At 74.1% G+C, this 19,077-nt stretch carries 11 protein-coding genes; 4 read left to right on the forward strand and 7 right to left on the reverse strand.

Annotation, left to right across the window (positions count from 1 at the left end):
• Positions 1 to 122 precede the first annotated feature (122 nt).
• A complete protein-coding gene (locus ACZ7LB_RS07070; protein ID WP_471465852.1) occupies positions 123 to 1,592 on the reverse strand; it encodes an ROK family transcriptional regulator in 1,470 nt (489 codons plus the stop codon).
• A 57-nt stretch (positions 1,593 to 1,649) separates the two neighbouring features.
• Here ACZ7LB_RS07070 and ACZ7LB_RS07075 point away from each other — a divergent pair, with 57 nt between their 5' ends.
• Together ACZ7LB_RS07075 and ACZ7LB_RS07080 are read left to right on the forward strand one after the other, a co-directional pair.
• Complete coding sequence (locus tag ACZ7LB_RS07075; RefSeq protein ID WP_471465854.1) at positions 1,650 to 2,729, forward strand: Gfo/Idh/MocA family oxidoreductase; 1,080 nt, start codon at positions 1,650 to 1,652, stop codon at positions 2,727 to 2,729.
• A 626-nt stretch (positions 2,730 to 3,355) separates the two neighbouring features.
• Positions 3,356 to 4,234 carry an LLM class F420-dependent oxidoreductase gene (locus ACZ7LB_RS07080; protein WP_471465856.1) on the forward strand — a complete coding sequence of 293 codons (879 nt, stop codon included), beginning with the start codon at positions 3,356 to 3,358 and terminating at the stop codon, positions 4,232 to 4,234.
• Between the two features lie 249 nt (positions 4,235 to 4,483).
• Here ACZ7LB_RS07080 and ACZ7LB_RS07085 read toward each other — a convergent pair whose 3' ends face one another.
• The 4 genes from ACZ7LB_RS07085 to ACZ7LB_RS07100 form a co-directional block, all read right to left on the reverse strand.
• Positions 4,484 to 8,113, reverse strand: a complete 3,630-nt coding sequence (locus tag ACZ7LB_RS07085) for a SpaA isopeptide-forming pilin-related protein (protein ID WP_471465858.1) — start codon at positions 8,111 to 8,113, stop codon at positions 4,484 to 4,486.
• Between the two features lie 536 nt (positions 8,114 to 8,649).
• On the reverse strand, positions 8,650 to 9,507 hold the full coding sequence (locus tag ACZ7LB_RS07090) for a fumarylacetoacetate hydrolase family protein (RefSeq protein WP_471465860.1): 858 nt from the start codon (positions 9,505 to 9,507) through the stop codon (positions 8,650 to 8,652).
• Positions 9,508 to 9,662: 155 nt separating this feature from the next.
• The gene (locus tag ACZ7LB_RS07095) at positions 9,663 to 10,382 is read right to left on the reverse strand and encodes a YidC/Oxa1 family membrane protein insertase (RefSeq protein ID WP_471466063.1); all 720 of its coding nucleotides are present in this window, start codon (positions 10,380 to 10,382) and stop codon (positions 9,663 to 9,665) included.
• A 118-nt stretch (positions 10,383 to 10,500) separates the two neighbouring features.
• The gene (locus ACZ7LB_RS07100) at positions 10,501 to 10,827 is read right to left on the reverse strand and encodes a DUF6412 domain-containing protein (RefSeq protein ID WP_471465862.1); all 327 of its coding nucleotides are present in this window, start codon (positions 10,825 to 10,827) and stop codon (positions 10,501 to 10,503) included.
• A gap of 365 nt (positions 10,828 to 11,192) precedes the next feature.
• On the opposite strand from ACZ7LB_RS07100, the gene ACZ7LB_RS07105 reads away from it, so the two are divergent.
• Positions 11,193 to 12,227, forward strand: a complete 1,035-nt coding sequence (locus ACZ7LB_RS07105; RefSeq protein ID WP_471465864.1) for an SEC-C domain-containing protein — start codon at positions 11,193 to 11,195, stop codon at positions 12,225 to 12,227.
• A 591-nt stretch (positions 12,228 to 12,818) separates the two neighbouring features.
• Here ACZ7LB_RS07105 and ACZ7LB_RS07110 read toward each other — a convergent pair.
• A complete protein-coding gene (locus tag ACZ7LB_RS07110; RefSeq protein WP_471465866.1) occupies positions 12,819 to 13,802 on the reverse strand; it encodes an LLM class flavin-dependent oxidoreductase in 984 nt (327 codons plus the stop codon).
• Positions 13,803 to 15,193: 1,391 nt separating this feature from the next.
• Between ACZ7LB_RS07110 and ACZ7LB_RS07115 the strand changes: the two genes are divergently transcribed.
• Positions 15,194 to 18,334: a DEAD/DEAH box helicase gene (locus tag ACZ7LB_RS07115; RefSeq protein WP_471465868.1), complete on the forward strand. Its 3,141-nt coding sequence runs from the start codon at positions 15,194 to 15,196 to the stop codon at positions 18,332 to 18,334.
• 103 nt (positions 18,335 to 18,437) lie between these two features.
• On the opposite strand, the gene ACZ7LB_RS07120 is transcribed toward ACZ7LB_RS07115, so the two are convergent.
• A complete protein-coding gene (locus ACZ7LB_RS07120; RefSeq protein ID WP_471465870.1) occupies positions 18,438 to 18,908 on the reverse strand; it encodes a carboxymuconolactone decarboxylase family protein in 471 nt (156 codons plus the stop codon).
• Positions 18,909 to 19,077: the final 169 nt, after the last annotated feature.

Raw genomic sequence — 19,077 nt, forward strand, 5'->3', positions numbered from 1 at the left:
ACAACAGGCCGGGCAGCAGGCGACAGCCGGAGGCGGCAGGCCGGGCAGCAGGCAGCAGGCAGCAGGCGACAGGCCGGTACGGCAGGCGACAGCCGGAGGCGACAGGCCGGGGCCGGGGAGGCTCAGGGGCTCGGGGGTGCCTCGTCGCGGCCGAACAGCGGTGCCAGCAGCAGGTGGGCCGCGCCCTCCGCGACCGCGCGCGGCCCGCCGGGGGCCCGCCGCACCGGTACGGCGCCCTCCCCGCCGCCCGACCGCCGGGCCCGGGCGTCCAGGACCGCGCGGACGCCGGTGAGGAAGGTCTCGGGCGCGGCGGCGACGGTACGGCCGCCGAGCAGGACGAGGTCGATGTCGAGCAGGGCGACGAGGTTGGCGGCACCGGTGCCGAGGACCCGGGCGGCGCCGGTGAGGTCGCCGCGCGCGACGGCGGCCAGGCACAGCGCCTCCAGGCAGCCCCGGTCTCCGCAGGTGCAGGGCGGCCCGTCCAGGTGGACGACCTGGTGCCCGAACTCCCCCGCGCCGGTCCGCGCCCCCCGGTGCACCTCTCCCCCGATCACCAGTCCGGCCCCGAGCCCGGTCCCGAGGTGCAGATAGGCGAACGAACCGCCGCGCCCGGTCCCGCCCTCCCCACCGGCCGCGCGGGCCGCGCCGGTGCCGCCGCCCGCGCCGGCCCCGGCCCCGGTCCTGGAACCGGTGCGCGGCCCGGCGCCGTACGCCCCGTCCGGTCCGGCTGAACCGCCCCGTCCACCGGGCCCCGCCGCCCCGTCCCCGTACGCCCCGCCCGCCCCCTCCCCAGGCGTCCCGTCGGCGGCCCGCGCGCCGTCCCCCGGTCCGTCGCCGTGGCCCCCGGCGGCCGTACCGCCCGGCGCCGGGGCCGAAGCACCGTCCCGTACCGCGCCGGAGGCCGTCCCCGTCGCCGCGTCGCCCCCCACCGCCAGGCCGAGGGCCGCCGCGTTGGTGTCCTTGTCCACGGCGACGGGGACGCCGAGGCGGCGGGCCAGGGTGGACCGCAGCGGGTGGCCCTCCCACGCGGGGAAGCCGGTCACCCGGTGGAGCACCCCCCGCGCGTGGTCGAGCGGGCCGGGGAGCGCGACGCCCGCGCCGAGGAGGGTCGGGGCAGCGGTGGGGTCCCCGCCCGGGGGCCGCAGCGCGTCCGCGACCAGGGCCCGTGCGGTGCGGGCCACCGTCTCCACCACCGTGGCCGCCCCGGCCCCGAGGTCCAGCGGCAGCCGGCGCTCGGTGATCACCGTGCCCGCCAGGTCGACCAGCACGGCCCGCAGCTCGTCCCGGTCCAGGTGGACGCCGACCGCGTGCCCCGCCTCCGGCACCAGGCGCAGCACGGTGGGCGGCTTGCCCCCCGTGGAGGCGCGGCGCCCGGCTTCCGCGGCGAGGCCGTCCGCCCGCAGCCGGGCGGTGATCCTGCTGACCGCCTGCGGGGTGAGCCCGGTGCGCCCGGCCAGTTCCAGCCGGCTGACACCCCCGGGTCCCGCGGCGCGCAGCAGGTCCAGGACCCGGGCGGTGCTGCGGCTGCGCGGGGCGCGGAGGCCGGGGGCGGGGGCGGGGGCGGCGGACGGGGCGGTGCGGGGCGGGCTCACGGCGTCCATTGTCCCCGCCGCTTGCACTAAGGCAACCACGTTGCGAAAGTGGAGGACATGAGCGCTTCCTCCCCCCGTGACCCCCTGCGCGTCGGTCTCGTCGGCTACGGCCTCGCGGGCTCCGTCTTCCACGCCCCGCTGATCGCCGCGACCGGGGGACTGGCCCTGGACACGGTGGTCACCTCGGACCCCGCGCGGCAGCGGCGCGTCCGCACCGAGTACCCGGGGACACGCACCGCCGCCACCGCCGACGAGCTGTTCGACCGGGCGGACGAGCTGGACCTGGTCGTCGTCGCCACCCCGAACCGGACCCATGTCGCCCTGGCGGAGCGGGCCCTGGGCGCCGGGCTGCCGGTGGTCGTGGACAAGCCGCTCGCGGGCACGGCGGCCGAGGCCCGCGAACTGGCGGCGCTGGCCGAGGCCCGGGGCCTGCTGCTCTCGGTCTTCCAGAACCGCCGCTGGGACGGCGACTTCCTCACCCTGCGGGGACTGCTCGACCGGGGCGGGCTGGGGGACGTCTGGCGCTTCGAGTCCCGTTTCGAGCGCTGGCGGCCGAAGCCCAAGGGCGGCTGGCGCGAGTCCGGCGACCCGGCCCAGATCGGCGGTCTCCTCTACGACCTCGGCAGCCATGTCGTCGACCAGGCGCTCGCGCTGTTCGGCCCGGTCACCGGGGTGTACGCGGAGTCCCTGGTGCGCCGCGAGGGCGCCGAGGCGGACGACGACACCTTCTTCGCGCTCACCCACGCGGGCGGGGTCCGCTCCCATCTGTACGTCTCCGCCACCGCGGCCCAACTGGGCCCGCGCTTCCGGGTGCTCGGGTCGCGCGCGGGCTACGTCAAGTACGGCCTCGACCCCCAGGAGGCGGCGCTGCGCGAGGGGCTGCGGCCGGGTCCGGGGTGGGGCGAGGAGGACGCGTCGCTGTGGGGCCGGGTCGGCGCGGGCGAGTCCCCGACGACCGGCGGCGGACGGGTGGAGCCCGGCGTCCCGGGCGCCTACCCGGACTACTACGCCGCCGTGGCCGCGGCCCTGCGCGACGGTGCCCCGAACCCGGTGGGCGCCCGCGAGGCGGCGGCCGTCCTGGAGGTGCTGGAGGCCGCGCGGCGCTCGGCCCGGGAGGGCGTGACGGTACGCCTGTGAGCGACGGCCCCGGGACCCGCCCGGACCGCACCGCCCACGCCACCCATGCCACCAGCCTCCGGGACACCGCCGTCGGCCCCGCCCTCCCGGCCGCCCCGGTGCCCCGGCCTCCCCCGGCGGTGCCGGGGCCGGGAGGCAGGGGAGCGACGCCCGGCTCTCCGCTCCTTCGCCCACGGCATGGTGCCCGGGCTCCCGCCGACCGGGGCGGACCGGGAGCGGGACCCGCGCCGTCGGCCGCCGATGTCCGCCGCACCCCAACGGCCCCCGTACACGGCCCTGTTCGGTCCGCCCCCGGGCAACGGCGCCCGGTTCGCCCGCAGGCGCCACGCGGCGGAGCGGGACGGGTCCGGACGGGTCGGCGGCGTACCGGACGGGCACCCGGTGCCGGGGCAGGGGGCACCGCATCGAGGCCCCCACCAGCCTTCGCGCGGCGGCTCGTTCCCCGGCCCACCGCGGCGGACGCCGGGTCGACGACCCACAACCGGCCTGCTCCCGACCGGTGTTGGAGTCACCCGAACCGCCCCTCCCCGGGCGGTGACCCGTTCGGGCGGGGGCGGGAATCACCGTCCGCTCCCGTCGGTTGCCACCCGCTGACGGGCACGGCACCCACCGGAGGGACGGCGACGATGAACGACGCGACGGCAGCCACGAAGAGCGCGATCGGGCGGCACGGCGTGTGGACCACGCTGCTCCGCCCCGACGGCCCCGCCTCCGCCGGGGAACGGGCCGAGGCCGCCGCCGAGTTGGAGGAACTGGGCTTCGGCGCGCTCTGGCTCGGCGGCAACAGCTCGGCCGGGCACGCCGCCCCGCTGCTGGCGGCGACCGGCAGGATCACCGTCGCCACCAGCATCCAGAGCGTCTGGGAGCACCCGGCGCCCGCGGCGGCGGCCGACTTCGCCGGGCTGGAGGCCACCCATCCCGGCCGCTTCCTGCTGGGCCTCGGGGTGAGCCACGGTCCCCGGGTGGCGGGCTACGGCCGCCCGTACGCCACGATGACCGACCATCTCGACGCGCTGGACCGCGAGGGTGTCCCGGCGGAGCGCCGGGTGCTGGCCGCGCTGGGGCCGAGGATGCTGGAGCTGGCCCGGGACCGGGCGGCGGGCGCGATCCCGTATCTGGTGACGCCGCAGCACACCGCCGAGGCCCGGGGGATCCTGGGCGCGGGCCCGCTGCTGGCGCCGGAGCTGAAGGTCGTGCTGGAGACCGACCCGGGCCGGGCCCGGGCCACCGCCCGCGCCTTCCTCGCCCGGTACCTGGAACTCCCCAACTACACGCGCAGCTTCCTGCGGCTGGGCTTCACCGAGGACGACCTGAGCGGGGGCGGCAGCGACCGTCTGGTCGACGCGGTCTTCGCCTGGGGGGACGAACGGGCGGTCCGCGAGCGGGTGGCCGTCTTCCACGCGGCGGGCGCGAACCATGTCGCCGTGCAACTGGTGGAGGAGGACGGGGCGACGGGACTGCCCCGGGAGGGCTGGCGGAGGCTGGCCGCCGCGCTCCTCGGCTGAGACGGCTCCGGGCTCCGGGCCCCGGGCCCCGGGGACACCGTACGTGGGGCCGCCGTACGTGGGGCGCCACGTGGGGGGTCGGAGGTCAGGCACGGTGCGTGTTCCGCCGTCGCCGCGTCCCGGAGCCGGTGCTCCCCCGGCGCGGTGCGCGCCCGGCCCCGCGCACCCGGAACGCGAACGCCGGCCGCGGGGCGGGTGCCCCGCGGCCGGCGCTCCCCGGCGGTGCCGGGTGACGGTGCCGTACTGCCGTTACTCGGCCCCGTAGCCCTTCCCGGGCCGGCCGTGGCCGTCCTTCTCGGACTCGCCGTAGCCACCCTGCTCGGACTGGCCGTAGCCACCCTTGCCGGACTGGCCGTAGCCGTCCTTGCCCGAGTCGCCGTAGCCGTCCTTGCCGGAGTCGCCGTAGCCGCCCTCGCCGTGCTCACCGCGCTTGTTGCTGAGCCGGACGGTGATGCCCTGCTCGGCGTTGTCCGCGGTCAGTTCCAGCGGGCCGGTGACCGGGTCGGCCGGGGGCCGGTAGCCCTCGGGCACGGCGGTCTCCAGCACGTAGTACTCACCGAGCGCGAGGTCGTCGAAGGCGCAGGTGCCCCGCTCGTCGGTGGTGCAGGACCGCCCGATCCGGGTGTCCGGGTCGGAACCGGTGGTCTGGAGACCGGGGACGCCGTTGGTCTCCTCCCACAGCTCGAAGACCGCGCCGGCCAGCGGCTCGCCGTTCTTGGCGTCGGTCTTCTCCACCGTGATGGACCCCTCCTCGCCGGGCTGCTCGCTCGGCGTGTTCTCGGCCTCGACGGTGACGCCCTGCTCGGCGTTGTCCTCGGTCAGCACCAGCGGGCCGAAGACGTTCGGGTCGGGCAGGTCGTAGCCGTCGGGAGCGGCCGTCTCGCGCCAGTAGTAGGTGCCGGTGTCCACCGTCCGCGCGCACACGCCCGCGGCGCCGGTGACACAGGTGCCGCCGACCCGGGTGTCGGGGTCGGCACCGCCGGTCTGGAGACCGGGAACGCCGTTGGTCTCCTCCCACAGCTCGAAGACCGCGCCGGCCAGCGGAGCACCGGTCGTGGCGTCGGTCTTGTCGACCCGCACCTCACCGGTGACCGGCTGGGGCTCGCCGCTCGGGGTGTTCTCGGCCTGGACCTGGACGCCGTCCGACGCGTTGTCCCCGGTCAGCACCAGCGGGCCGAAGACATTCGGGTCCGGCAGCTCGTAGCCGTCCGGGGCCGCCGTCTCCAGCCAGTAGTACGTACCGGGGTCGACCGTCCGCACGCAGAGGCCGTTGGCGGTCGTGGTGCAGACGTCGCCGACCTGGGTGTCGGGGTTGGTGCCGGTGGTCTGGAGACCGGGAACGCCGTTGGTCTCCTCCCACAGCTCGAACTTGGCACCCGCCAGGGGGTTCCCGGTGTCGGCGTCGGTCTTCTCGACCCGCACCTCACCGGTGACCGGCACGTTGACCGGGGTGTTCTCCGCCTCGGCCTGGACGCCGTCGTCGGCGTTGTCCCCGGTCAGCACCAGCGGACCGAAGACGTTCGGGTCCGGCAGCTCGTAGCCGTCCGGGGCCGCCGTCTCCAGCCAGTAGTACGTACCGGTATTGACGGTGCGCGTGCAGAGGCCGTTGGCACCCGTGGTGCAGGTGTCGCCGACCTGGGTGTCGGGGTTGTCGCCGCCGGTCTGGAGACCGGGAACGCCGTTGGTCTCCTCCCACAGCTCGAACTCCGCGCCCTCCAGCGGGTTCCCGGTGTCGGCGTCGGTCTTGTGGACCCGCACCTCGCCGGAGACCGGCACCGTGACCGGGGTGTTCTCCGCCTGGACCTCGACGCCCTGCTCGGCGTTGGCCCCGGTCAGCACCAGCGGACCGAAGACATTCGGGTCCGGCAGCTCGTAACCGTCCGGGGCCGCCGTCTCCAGCCAGTAGAACGTGCCCGGTTCGACCGTCCGGGCGCACGCGCCGCTGGTGCCGGTGACACAGGAACCGCTGATCAGGGTGTCGGGGTCGGCACCAGTGGTCTGGAGACCGGGAACGCCGTTGGTCTCCTCCCACAGCTCGAACTCCGCGCCCTCCAACGGGTTTCCGGTGTTGGCGTCGACCTTCTCGACCCGTACCTCGCCGGTGACCGGCTGGGGCTCACCGCTCGCGGTGTTGGCCGCCCCGACCTGGACGCCGTCGGGGGCGTTGGCCTCGGTCAGCACCAGCGGGCCGAAGACGTTCGGGTCCGGCAGCTCGTAGCCGTCCGGGGCCGCCGTCTCCAGCCAGTAGTACGTACCGAACTCCACGGTCCGCGTGCACAGACCGTCCGCATCGGTGGTGCACACGTCCCCGGCCTGGGTGTCGGGGTCGGCGCCGGTGGTCTGGAGACCGGGAACGCCGTTGGTCTCCTCCCACAGCTCGAACTTGGCACCCGCCAGCGGGTCGCCGGTGTCCGCGTCGGTCTTCTCCACCCGCACCTCGCCGGTCCGGGTGAACGGACCGGACGGCGTGTTCTCGGCCGTGACCTGGACGCCCTCGGGGGCGTTGCCCTCGGTCAGCACCAGCGGGCCGAAGACGTTCGGGTCCGGCAGCTCGTAACCGTCCGGGGCCGCCGTCTCCAGCCAGTAGTACGTACCGGTCTCCACCGTCCGCGTGCACAGGCCGTTGTCGCCCGTGGTGCAGGTGTCACCGACCTGGGTGTCCGGGTCCGCGCCGGTGGTCTGGAGACCGGGGATGTCGTTGGTCTCCTCCCACAGCTCGAACTCCGCGCCCGCCAGCGGGTCACCGGTCTCCACGTCGGTCTTCTCCACCCGCACCTCGCCGGTCACCGGCTGCGGCTCGCCGCAGTCCGGCAGATCGCCGTCGAAGGGGTACGCGTGGAACTCCACGCCCGTCTGGGCGCTGGTGTGGGTGAGCGAACCGCTGGTGAGGAAGCGGCCGTTGACCCCCGGCAGGGACACCGTGGTCATCGACTCCGGCTGGCCCACCAGGACGCTGCCCTGGAACTGGCCCGAGCCCACGAGGTCGACCGTGGTGGCGTCCGGGAAGTTCCACAGCAGACGCTCGCGGTAGGCGTTGATCGGGTCGGTGGCGTCGTCCAGACCGCCGCTGTAGGTGTTGATGACCCGGTTGGCGCCGACGATGTTGACCAGGATCGTCGCGCCGTCCGGGATGTTCTCGAAGGCGAGGCCCTGCTGGCCGCCGCCGGGGCCGGTGAGGTCGAAGTCCACGTTGAACACCTGGATGGCGGAGGTGCCGTCACCCGTGAACAGCGTCTGGAACCCCTGGTTCACCGCCGTGCCGGTGGCCGGACGGGGTGCCCCGTCGACCCTGGCGTAGCACTGGCTGGCGGCGGTGAGCTGTCCGCGCAGCGGGATGTAGGGCTGCGCGGCGTTCGGGTCGTGGACCAGCTCGCCGTCGACCGTGCCGGTCAGCGTTCCGGCGTAACGGACGACCCCGCCCTCCGCGATCAGCCGCTGGCCGGCGGCGACGGTGATGTCGCCGCCGGTGGTGAGGAAGTCCGCGCCGTCGGGCGGGGGCACGCGCGAGCCGACGCCGACGATGCCGATGTTGTAGATGGCACCGCCGGCGGTGTCCTTGTCCATGTCGAAGTCGTCGAGGACGACGACCCGGCCCTCGGCCTCGACGGCCCGGCCCCGCACGAGGAAGTCGTCGCCGACGAAGATGTTGATGCCGTTGTCCCGGCCGGCGAACGGGCCGTTGTTGATGCCCGGGAAGGGATCCGGGCAGTCCCCCGGGACACAGGGCCCGAGCCCGCCCGGCAGCGGGGCGGCCTGGGCCGGTGCGACCCCCACCCCGACGACCAGGGCGGGAGCGAGCCCTGCCACGAGTGCGCACGCCAGTCCGGTCCGCCCCAGTCTGGGGCGCAGCGCGGCCACGCGTCTTCTGATGGAATGCATGGTTCCCAGGCTTGGCCGCCGGGCCGTGCGGAAGGGGTGCGACATTCCCGGACCGGGCGGTTGTCACGCGGACGGCCCGCACTCGTTCGGCCCGCCGGGGGCGCGGACCGTGCGCGCCGCGCGGGAACGGGCGGGGCGCTGCGTATGCTCCGCGCTGCGCTGTGAACGGCACGCCCGCCGCGCGTTGCCCGTACGGCCCGGGACGGGCGGCGTCCGGACCGGGCTCCGCACGCGCCCACGCGGGGCGGCGCCGGGGGCGGACGGCGCGGCCCTGGGGCGGGTGCCGGTGTGACGGGCGCGGAACGGGGTGCCGGTACCGGATGCGCGGCCGGGTGCCCTACGGCGTACCGGTACCGGTACCGGCAGCGGATGCGCGGCCGGACGCTGGGCCCCGGGCGACCGCGCCGCCGGGCCCTGGGCGACTGGCCGGGGCGCCGTACCGTCCGCCGCAGGCCGCGCGCCGCCTGCCGCACACCCCCGTACCGGGCCGCCGCCCGCTCCCCCCGTACCGGGCCGGCCCGCGCCCCGCGCCCCCGTCAGGCGTCCTTCAGCTCCTGGCGCTGGCGGCCCAGTCCGGTGACCTCCAGCTCCACCACGTCCCCGGCCCGCAGGTACGGCTGCGGGGCGGGCCGCCCCTTGGCCACCCCCGCCGGGGTCCCGGTGTTGATGACGTCGCCGGGGCGCAGCACCATGAAGTGGCTCAGGTACCGCACGACCTCGCCCACCGGGAAGATCTGCGCGGCCGTCGTGCCGTCCTGCATCAGCTCCCCGTTGACCCACAGCCGCAGTGACAGCGCCTGCGGGTCGGGGACCTCGTCGGCGGTGACCAGCCAGGGGCCCAGCGGGTTGAAGGTCTCGCAGTTCTTGCCCTTGTCCCAGGTACCGCCGCGCTCCAGCTGGTACTCCCGCTCGGAGACGTCGTGCGCGACGGCGTACCCGGCGACGTGGGCGAGCCCCTCCTCGGCGGTCTCCAGATAGCGGGCCGTGCGCCCGATGACCACGGCCAGCTCCACCTCCCAGTCGGTGTGGGTGGAGCCGCGCGGCACCAGCACGGTGTCCTCGGGCCCGACCACGGTGTCCGGGGTCTTCAGGAAGACGACCGGCTCGGCGGGCGGCTCCGCACCGGTCTCCAGGGCGTGGTCGTGGTAGTTCAGGCCGATGCACACGATCTTGCCGATGGAGCCGAGGGGCGGCCCGACGCGCAGCCCGGCCGGGTCCAGGACGGGCAGCGCGCCGTCCTCCCCGGCGGCCCGGACCCGGGCGAGGGCCTCCTCGTCGGCGAGCAGCGCGCCGTCGATGTCCGGCACCAGGTGCGACAGGTCCCGCAGGGTTCCCTCCGCGTCGAGCAGGGCCGGCCGTTCCGACCCCGCCGCGCCGACTCGCAGCAGCCTCATGTCCACCACTCCCTCGCTCGCGTGCGCCCGCCCGGCGGCGGGCGGCCGGACACGGCCGGGGCCCCGGGAGGACGGTGTGATCGTCCAGCCGCGGGGCCCGGTCCGCAACAGCCGTTCATCCTCCGGACCACCCGGGGCGGGCGGGCGGCGGGCCGTCAGCCGTACAGCACGGCCCGTTCGACGGTGCTCCAGGCCGCGCTGGTGGCGAGGTAGAGCCCGGCGGCCAGGGGCACGACGGCCACGGTGACCAGTGTGAAGAAGGACATGAAGGGCATGATCCGGCCGACGGCGGCCAGTCCCGGCATTCCCTCCCCCTCCACGGCCGCGGCGGGCACCGGCGGCTGCCGGTCCATCGTCCGCCGGGTCAGCCGGTAGCCCGCCAGCGCGACGACCGCGACCACGGCCAGGAGTCCGGCGTGGACGAGTCCGGCGCCGCCCGCGGGTCCGCCGTCGGCGAGGGCGTCGGCCCACCGGCCGCCGAGCGGCGCCGCGAACAGCCGGTGGGAGAGCAGGGCGTTGGCCTCCCCGCCGATCGAGGAGCGGGAGAACACCTGGTAGAGGAGGAAGAAGGCGGGCAGTTGGCACAGGCCGGGCAGGCAGCCGGAGAGCGGCGACACCTTCTCCTCGGCGTGCAGCTCCAGCAGGGCCCGCTGGAACCGCTCGGGGTCGCGGCCGTGCCGCCGGCGCAGCTCCGCGATCCTCGGCCGGAGCGCGGCGCGCGCCTTCTGGCCGCGCGCGGCGGCCCGGGACAGGGGGTGGACGAGGAGCCGTACGAGCGCGGTGAACAGGACGACGGCGGCGGCCGCGGCGGACGCGCCGAACAGGGGCTGGAGCAGGTCGGCGAGGCGCTCGACCAGGGCGGCGAAGGCGGCCAGGGGTGCGGACGGGGACATGGGTACGGAGCCCTCCGGGGGTCTCGTCGTGCCGGGCGGTGGGAACGGCGGCATGACGACGCGGCCCGCGCGGGGGCCTCGGAGACGCTCCGGGGGTGCCCTACGCGGCGGTCGCCGGGAGGGCCGCGCCCGGTGCCCTGGGCCTGCGGCGGCCGGGTGCGTCGGGGTCGCGCTGCGGCAGGAAGGCGGTGCGCAGGTCGCGGTCGCGGATCGCGGTGCGGACCCGGGTGGGCGGCACGGCGGGCGCGCAACGGGCGGTGATGACCGCGCAGACGGCGAGCGCCGCCCCGGCCGCGGCGGTGGCGGTCACGGCGAGCGCGAGCCCGGCGGTGAGGCCGCCGGCCTCGACGAGGGCGGCGGGGAGCAGCACGAGCAGCAGGACGAGCAGGGGGCGCGGGACGGCCCGGCCGGTTCTCCCGGAACCCATCGGCACCCCTCCCTCCGCTCGCCTCGCTCAGGGACGCGTCCGCCCTTTATACCCCGGCGGGCCCGCGCTGCCCCAGGGCGCCCGGACCCGCGGGCGCCCCGATCCGGCGTGCTCGGGGACGGGCGGGAGCCCACGGCCCCGGGAGGCGCAGCCCCCGTCCCTCCCCCGGCCCGGCGCCCCGAAAGCGCGACCGGCGCGGCCGGGGGAGGAACCCGTCGAGGGACCGGGAGCGCAACCCGCACCGGCGGGACCGAGGGCGGGGCAGGGCAGGGGGCGGGCGGGGTCCCGGGACCGTCCCGTCCGGTTCACCCGTCGCGGCGGCCGGCGCCCCGCTCCCGTCATCCGGCCGCAGTACCGTGTCACCCATGCGCCCCGACACGCCTGCCGAGAACGTCGACCACTCCGCCGAGGCGGCCCGCCTGGAACGGACCGCCGGGCTCTACCCGGAGGACGCCGAGGCGCTGCTGCTGCGCGCCGCGGCCCATCTGGAGCTGTCCGGCGACCGGGCCGCCGCGACCGGGCTCTACGACCGCCTGCTCTCCTCCCCCGCCGGCCTCGACGGCCCGGCCCTGGTCCGCGCGCTCAAGGCGTCCAACCTGTGGGAGTACGGCCACGAGGCGGAGGCCCGCGCGATCATCGACGGCGTGCGCACGGCGGCCCCCCGCGATCCGGCGCCGTGGGTGATCGCCGCCGAGGCCCTGGAGGCGCACGACGAACTGGAGGCGGCGCAGGAGACGTTCACCGAGGGCGCCCGTCTGCTGCTGACCGGCGTCACCGAACCCCCGTACGCCACGCACCCGTTGCTCTACGGACGGCACCGGGTGCGGCGGATGCTGGGCGCGCCGCACGACGACTGGGACCGTCTGGCGGACACCCTGCACTCGATGCCGGTCACCCTGGACGAGCTGCACGACCCCGGCCGGGTGTGGTCGCTGGGATCCGACGACCCGGCCGACCTGGAGGCGGAGATCTCCCGGCTCCGCGCCGAACTGGGCGCCTACCGCGAGGCGCTCTCGCGCCCCTTCCCCGTCGCCGTGCTGCACTGGCCGGAGGACGAGCTGGCCGAACTGCTGGACTCCTACCCGGCGTTGGCCGACGAGTACCCCTCGCCCGCGGGGCACGCCGCCACCGTGGAGGACGCGCTGCGCGAACTCGCCGCCTCCGGCACCGCGAACCTGGGCGTCGTCCACGGCACGGTCCCCTCCTACGAGGCCTTCGCCGCCTCCGAGGCCGCCTCCCCGTCCGACGTGTCCCTGCTCCCCCAGTACGCCACCACCCTGGCGGCCCGGGGCCGGGCGACCGCGTGGCCGCCGGAGCGGGGGGCGGAGTGCTGGTGCGGTTCGGGACGCCCCTACGCGGGGTGCCACGGGACCGGCGTCCGGGCGACCGAAGCGGGCTGAACGGCCCCGGCGCCCTTCCCGGGCGAGGGCGTCGCAGCATTTCGTGACGCTCCCGCCTCCTGGGCCGGAGCCCCGGTTCGGACGCCGCCGGCACCCGTGGCCGTCCGACCGGGCTCCGCCTCGGCCTCGACCGCGCGGTCCCGGGGACCGCGCGGTCACGGACCTCGGCGACCGGCCGCGCACCTTCCGCGGCGCGGCCGGAGGCTGCGCGCGGCGCGCCGAGGGGGCGAGGTGGGCCGGGCCGTCTCCCTTGGGCACGCGCGATACCGGGCGCGCGCGGCACCGGGCACGCGCTGCGCGGCCGAGGGCTGCCGCCGCGGGGCGAGGCGCGCACGCGGCGGCGGCCGAGCCGGAGGCGGCCGGGACGGCACCCTGCGGATCTTGCGCCGCGCATCCCGCGAGCACACGTCCGCTGGCGCCCCGGGCGTCTCCGGGCTCTCCGCGGGCGCCGGTGCTTGGGCGCCCGCGCCCGCCGGGGACCTGATGCCGTCATCCCGGTACGCCCGTCACCTCGGTACGCCCGTCACCTCGGTGTGCCCGTCACCTCGGTGTGCCCGCCATCCCGGTATGCCGGTCACCCCGCTCCGCCGGTCAATCCCGGTCCGGCTCACCCGGCTCCGCTTCGGGGGTGACGCCCCGCAGCATCTCCAGCAGGTCGTCGGCCGCCGCCTCGGGGCCGTGCGTCAGGGTCACGCCCGTGGCGTTCAGCACCACCTCGTCCACCCCGGCCGCCGCGAACTCCCCGAGCGCGCCGTGGATCCCGTCGGCGTCCCCGTACAGGAACACCCCGGCGTCGACCAGCGCCCGCGCGTCCTCGCCCGCCTCGCCCCGCACGACGACGCCGGCCCGGCGCAACGTGTCCCGGTAGTGCGGCAGTCGGATGTGCGAACCGCACGCCGCCGACGCGAGGGCGACCGGGTCGCGGCCGGGTGCCGCCAGGGCGAAGGGCACGATGGCGCTCACCCGCAGCGGGGCGCCGGGGCCGCGGTCGGCGCCCCGCATCGCCGGGACCAGCGTGTCCGCGAGGTACCGCGCACCCGCCATCCAGGTGACGGCCGCGTCGGCGACCTCCCCCGCCGCGACCGCCATCCGCTCGCGCAGCACCCCGAGGCCGACCGATACCGGCGGTGCCGGGGCCGGCAGGAGAGTCGCCGAGACGGTGAAGTGCCCGCCCTCCGCCTCCGCGGTACGGCCCGCCAGCAGGTCCCGCACGATCCGGACGTACTCCTTGGCGGCGCCGATCTGGCTCCTGTAGGGCCGTCCGAGCAGGCCCCGCTGGAGCGCGACCGCGCCGGGGCCGAACCCGGCGACCACCGGACGGCCGGTGGTGATCGCGACGGAACGCGCCTCGACCGCGGCGTGGTAGGGCGACCGGAACGGCATCAGCGAGACGCCGAAGCCGGTGGGCACCCGGATGCCGAGCCCGGAGAGCCAGCTCACCAGGTGCTGCGACTCCAGCACCATGCCCTGCCCCAGCCACAGCCGCTCGGCGGCCGTCCACCGCACCAGGTTGGCGAAGGGGACGGCCTGCTCGGGCCGGGTGGGGCCGATGGGCAGCAGGACGGAGTACTCCATCACCGTTCCTTTCCGCGGCCGGCCCGGATGTGCGGGCCCATGGGCAGTTCGTCGGGGAAGCCGAGGACGCCCACCCCGCGCGGCGCTTCCGCACCTGCTCCAGCGGCAGGTCCTGTCCCGGGGGCGGGTTCTCCAGGGCCGTGCGGTTGCGCGGGTGCGCCTCCCGCGGGATGTGTCCGACGCCGCGCCGCAGCGCGTCCCGGTCGCACCGACGGCGGGGCACCCGCCGAACCGCACGGTACCCGAACACGGCTATCGCGGACGGGAGATGAGCCTCGCAAGGCTGCTCCCTTCCCGCCCCGGACGGCCCGACCGGCGCGCCGCGCGAGCCCGCCCCGATGGCCGCCGAGAGCCCATGCGGCACAGGTCCGCCGCGCCGGGCGCGGCGGAAGACCACGTGCTCCATCGCGACCGAGGCGTCGGGGCCGGAGGGGCTGCCGCAGAACGGCTCGGACTCGGGACCGCTCACCGGAGCCGAGGCCGACCCGGTCAGCCGTGAGCCGTGAGCCGTCGCGGCGACTTCCCCGCGGAAGCCCGCCCGTTGCGGACGGAACGGAGCACGATCCCGCGCACGACGGGGAACGGAAGCCGACCGAGCTCCCCGGACGAGGGGTTCAACGGCTGTCGCACGAAGGACCGGTAGCGCCCGTGAGGGGTGCCCCTGTGAACCCGCCCCGCTCGCGGTCCGGTTGACGGCGGTCGCCGGCGGCCGGGTACAGATCCTCGCGCGGCCGGACCTCGGCACGAGGGAGCACCCACGCAAGGGAGCCTGAGAATCGTCGAGTTGGTCTTCACGGCCAGGCGAGCTGCGGTCTCGGCGTCCCGGAGGCCAGGGACCGCACAACGCGTTGGAAGGGACTACTGAGCACCGAGCACCGAGAGGACCCGGTCATCTAATCGGGCCAGGGGCGTGATGCCTTCCGCTACCTCGGCACCGGCGAGTTCCGGGTAGTAGTCGACCGGAGATGTCCCGTTCCGTAGCGTTCTGCCGGCACTCGGCGGTGAGGGTGCATCGGCCACCCCTGTTGCTGAGGAGGAATCCGAGAGGGAGAACATGTTGGTGCTGCACACCAACCGCGCGCCGGGCACGTCGACCTCCTACTTCTGCATCTCCACCAGCAGGAAGATGTCGCCTCCGTACATGACACTCCCCATCCTTCGCTGCTCAGGGCTCCAGGGGACCGTCCGGACTTCACCACCCGCCTCACGTCCTCATGCCGCCCCGTTGCACCCCCCGCACCCGGCGCACATCCGCGGAGGACAGGGGCCATGCGGGGTGGTGTCGCGCTCCCAGGTCGGCCCGCCCGCACCCTAGGGGGATGAGCTTCCCCTTGCGTCGGTGACTCCTGTTAGAACTGAGTCACATCAATGGAGTAGGGCAAGGGGGCCAGGTGGACGAGGCGGCAAGTACAGCGCAGCCGATTGCGGGCGTCTACGAGAAGCTGATCACCGACGGTGTGCGCGGTGATCTGGACCGTCTCGAAGCCGCGGGATGGAAAGCGGTCGACGCGCAGGTCAGCGCGGAGTCATCGCCTCATGTACTGGCACGGCACATCGCCGAGGTGATCGCGGAGCGGCTTCTTCGCCTCCCGCTCGACCAGCAGGTGCCCTACGCCAACCGCATACTGCGTTCCCTGCACGACACCGCCTCCGGGCGAGAGACAACCGAGTCGATCATCGAGGGCCCGCGTCAACTGCTGGCGCTGGCCGAGCAGGAGGCTCCCGGAGCCTACGCGATCCGCCCGTTGACCCCGCTCTCTGAGACCTCGCTGCTCACCAACGCGCCCGAGGACCTCAGTCTGGGCACAGAGCTGAGGGCGGAGCTCGCCACCGCGGACCGCATCGATCTGCTGTGCGCCTTCGTGAAGTGGTACGGCCTCCGCGTCCTAGAGGACGTACTGCGCGCCGCCAAAGAACGCGGCGTACCGATTCGTGTCATCACCACCACGTACATGGGCGCTACCGATCGCCACGCCCTCGACCGTCTCGTACGCGACTTCGGCGCCACGGTGAAGGTCAACTACGAGATCCGCTCGACCCGCTTGCACGCCAAAGCCTGGCTCTTCCGGCGGAAGTCGGGTTTCGACACCGCGTACGTCGGCAGCTCGAACCTGTCTCGGGCAGCGCTCCTCGACGGCCTGGAATGGAATGTGCGCCTCTCCTCGGTGGCCACTCCAGCCGTGTTGGACAAGTTCGAGGCAACCTTTGACGCCTATTGGAACGACGGCGCGTTCGAGACGTACGACCCCGACCTGCATGCCGAGCGCCTCGACGGCGCATTGGCTCAGGCAGGCGGTTCCACCGCACCCGGCGACCTGAAGATCAGTCTGTCCGGCCTGGCCGTGCGCCCGTTCCCCCACCAGCGGGACATGCTGGAGCGATTGAACGTGGAGCGCGAGGTCCACGACCGGCACCGCAATCTGCTCGTGGCAGCCACGGGGACGGGCAAGACCGTGATGGCTGCCCTCGACTACCGAAGCCTGTGCACGAACGCGACTGGAGGCCGTCCGCGGCTGCTCTTCGTGGCACACCGCAAGGAGATCCTCAAGCAGTCCCTCCGCACCTATCGCGAGGTTCTGGACGACGCCTCCTTCGGTGAACTGCTGCACAGCGGCGCGGACCCCCGTGAGTGGAACCACGTCTTCGCCAGTGTCCAGTCCCTCCATGCCCAACGGCTGGAGCAATTGGCTCCCGACCACTTCGACATCATCGTCATCGACGAGTTCCACCACTCCACGGCCAGCACCTACCGGAGGATCATCGATCACTTCGCCCCGGAGGAACTGCTCGGTCTCACCGCGACGCCGGAGCGGATGGACGGCCGCAACGTGCAGGACGAATACTTCGAGGGCCGGATCGCCGCCGAAATGCGATTGTGGGAAGCCCTGGAGAACGAACTACTCAGTCCGTTCCACTACTTCGGCATCCCCGACGGCATGGATCTGACCAGGCTGAGCTGGCGGAAGGGCGCCTACCTTGATCAGGAACTCGGCAACCTGTTCACCGGCACGGATGCCCGTGCCCGCATCGTGGTCAAGCAGATCCAGGACAAGATCTCTCATCCCGGTGCCATGCGGGCCCTCGGGTTCTGCGTGACCAAGGCGCATGCCCACTACATGGCGGACTTCTTCCGCAGGGCGAACTTCCAAGCAGTGGCGCTCGATAGCGACTCCTCGCCCGATGTACGTGCCTCCGCTCTCGCCGATCTCCGTGACGGCAAGCTGCAAGTGATCTTCTCGGTGGACCTTTTCAACGAGGGACTCGACATCCCTGACGTGGACACCCTGCTCCTGCTGCGCCCCACCAGCAGCGCGACGGTCTTCCTCCAGCAACTCGGGCGGGGGCTCAGGCGTACCGAGACGAAGCCAGTGCTGACCGTACTGGACTTCATCGGACAGCACCGGGCAGAATTCCGCTTCGAAGAACAATTCCGCGCCCTGACCAACCTTTCACGCAATCGACTCGTCGAACACATGGAGCGGGATTTTCCACAGCTGCCGTCCGGGTGCCAGATCATCCTGGAAGGCAAAGCGAAGGATCTCGTCCTCGACAACATCCGCACCCAACTGGGCGCGACGGTGAACACCCTCGTGAAGGAGGTGAAGGCATACAGCACTCCTCGACTGGCGGACTATCTTCGAGAAAGCCGTCGCGACATCAGCGAGCTCTACCGGAGCAACCACTCATGGACGGCGATCCTCCGCCGGGCTTCCCTACTCACCGGAAGCGCCTCGGACGCCGAGTCAGCGCTACTGAAGCGGGTCCACTCCTTCCTCCATGTCGATGACCCCGAACGAGCTCAGGCATATGACCGCATCCTGGATGATCAGGCTTCCCCGTACGATGTCCTGAGCCCTCGTGACCAGGCTTACGCCCGCATGCTGTTCTTCACCCTCTGGGATGACGCGGGCGGGTTCACCAGCTATGACGAGGGCCTCGCGTCACTACGCCCGCTCCGTGCAGTTCGGGACGAGCTTCGCCAAGTGCTGGCTCATGTCATGCAGCAAGCCGACCACGTTCCGATCCCCTTGTCCGGCAGCCTCAGCGGCATCCCGATGAAGGTCCACAGCTCGTACAACCGGTCGGAGATCCTGGCCGCCCTCGGGGTCGCCCGCCTCGGGGGCAGGATGCCCAAGAGCTTCGCCCAGGGTGTCGGATGGGCCGAGGAGTTCCAGACGGATGTCCTTCTCATCACCTCGGAGAAGAACGAGAGAGAATTCTCGCCGACGGTCCGCTACAAGGACTACGCGCTGAACCCCTCCCTTTTCCATTGGGAGTCACAGAACGCGACTGCGGCCGGGTCTTCGACTGGACTGCGCTACCAGCAGCACGCCAAGCGCGGCAGCCACGTCCTTCTCTTCATGCGCCGGTACAAGAACACGGACATAAAGAAGGCCCAGCCCTGGATGCTCCTTGGCCCGGCAAGCTACGTCGACCACACGGGCAGCAAGCCGATGGCCATCAAATGGCATCTCCATCACGAGTTGCCCGCCGATGTGTGGGCCTACTCGGCGGCCATCCAGGCCAGTTGATCCCACCGCCCGGGCAGGGAGGGGTGCGCCGCCCTCCCTGCCCCAGGCGCACGCCGTGCCGGGGGCGCTCTGCCGCGCGGGCCCGGGGACAGCGGGAATCGGATCAGCCGAACATGCCCGGTTCGTAGTCGCCGGCCGGCTGCTGGACGATGACGTTCAGGCGGTTGTACGTGTTGATCAGGGCGATCAGCCCGACCAGCGCGGTGAGTTGCTCCTCGTCGTAGTGGCGGGCCGCGTTCGCCCAGACCTCGTCCGTGACGTGGCCGCCGTCGGGGAGGCGGGTGCCCTGCTCGGTCAGTTCGAGGGCGGCGCGTTCGGCGTCGGTGAAGACCTTGGCCTCCCGCCAGGCCGCGATCAGGTTGAGGCGGAGCGAGGTCTCGCCCGCCTTCGCGGCGTCCTTGGTGTGCATGTCGAGGCAGAAGCCGCAGCCGTTGATCTGGCTGGCGCGGATCTTCACCAGCTCCTGCGTCGCCTCCGGCAGGGACGAGTCGCCGAGGATCTTGCCGGCCGAGTTGATGTGGCGCAGGAACTTGCCCGCGAGCGGGCTGCCGAACATGTTGAGACGCGCTTCCATGGTGGTGCCTCCGTCGTTCAGGTCGAATCGCTGGGTGGGGGGCTCGCCCCCGGTCCACACAGCTACGACGGACGCGGGGCCGCCGATGTGACGGGTACGCGCGCTGTTCGTATGGTGACCTGCGTCTCACTCCCGCCGGAGCCACGGGGGCCGGCCGGTGGTGCGCGCC

This window comes from Streptomyces sp. NPDC107521 (genome assembly GCF_055598485.1).

Coding starts and splice junctions, on each gene's coding strand:
- ACZ7LB_RS07080 (WP_471465856.1), top strand. CDS start 3,356: ATGAACGACGCGACGGCAGCCACGAAGAGCGCGATCGGGCGGCACGGC.
- ACZ7LB_RS07105 (WP_471465864.1), top strand. CDS start 11,193: ATGCGCCCCGACACGCCTGCCGAGAACGTCGACCACTCCGCCGAGGCG.
- ACZ7LB_RS07075 (WP_471465854.1), top strand. CDS start 1,650: ATGAGCGCTTCCTCCCCCCGTGACCCCCTGCGCGTCGGTCTCGTCGGC.
- ACZ7LB_RS07090 (WP_471465860.1), bottom strand. CDS start 9,507: ATGAGGCTGCTGCGAGTCGGCGCGGCGGGGTCGGAACGGCCGGCCCTG.
- ACZ7LB_RS07085 (WP_471465858.1), bottom strand. CDS start 8,113: ATGCATTCCATCAGAAGACGCGTGGCCGCGCTGCGCCCCAGACTGGGG.
- ACZ7LB_RS07110 (WP_471465866.1), bottom strand. CDS start 13,802: ATGGAGTACTCCGTCCTGCTGCCCATCGGCCCCACCCGGCCCGAGCAG.
- ACZ7LB_RS07120 (WP_471465870.1), bottom strand. CDS start 18,908: ATGGAAGCGCGTCTCAACATGTTCGGCAGCCCGCTCGCGGGCAAGTTC.
- ACZ7LB_RS07100 (WP_471465862.1), bottom strand. CDS start 10,827: ATGGGTTCCGGGAGAACCGGCCGGGCCGTCCCGCGCCCCCTGCTCGTC.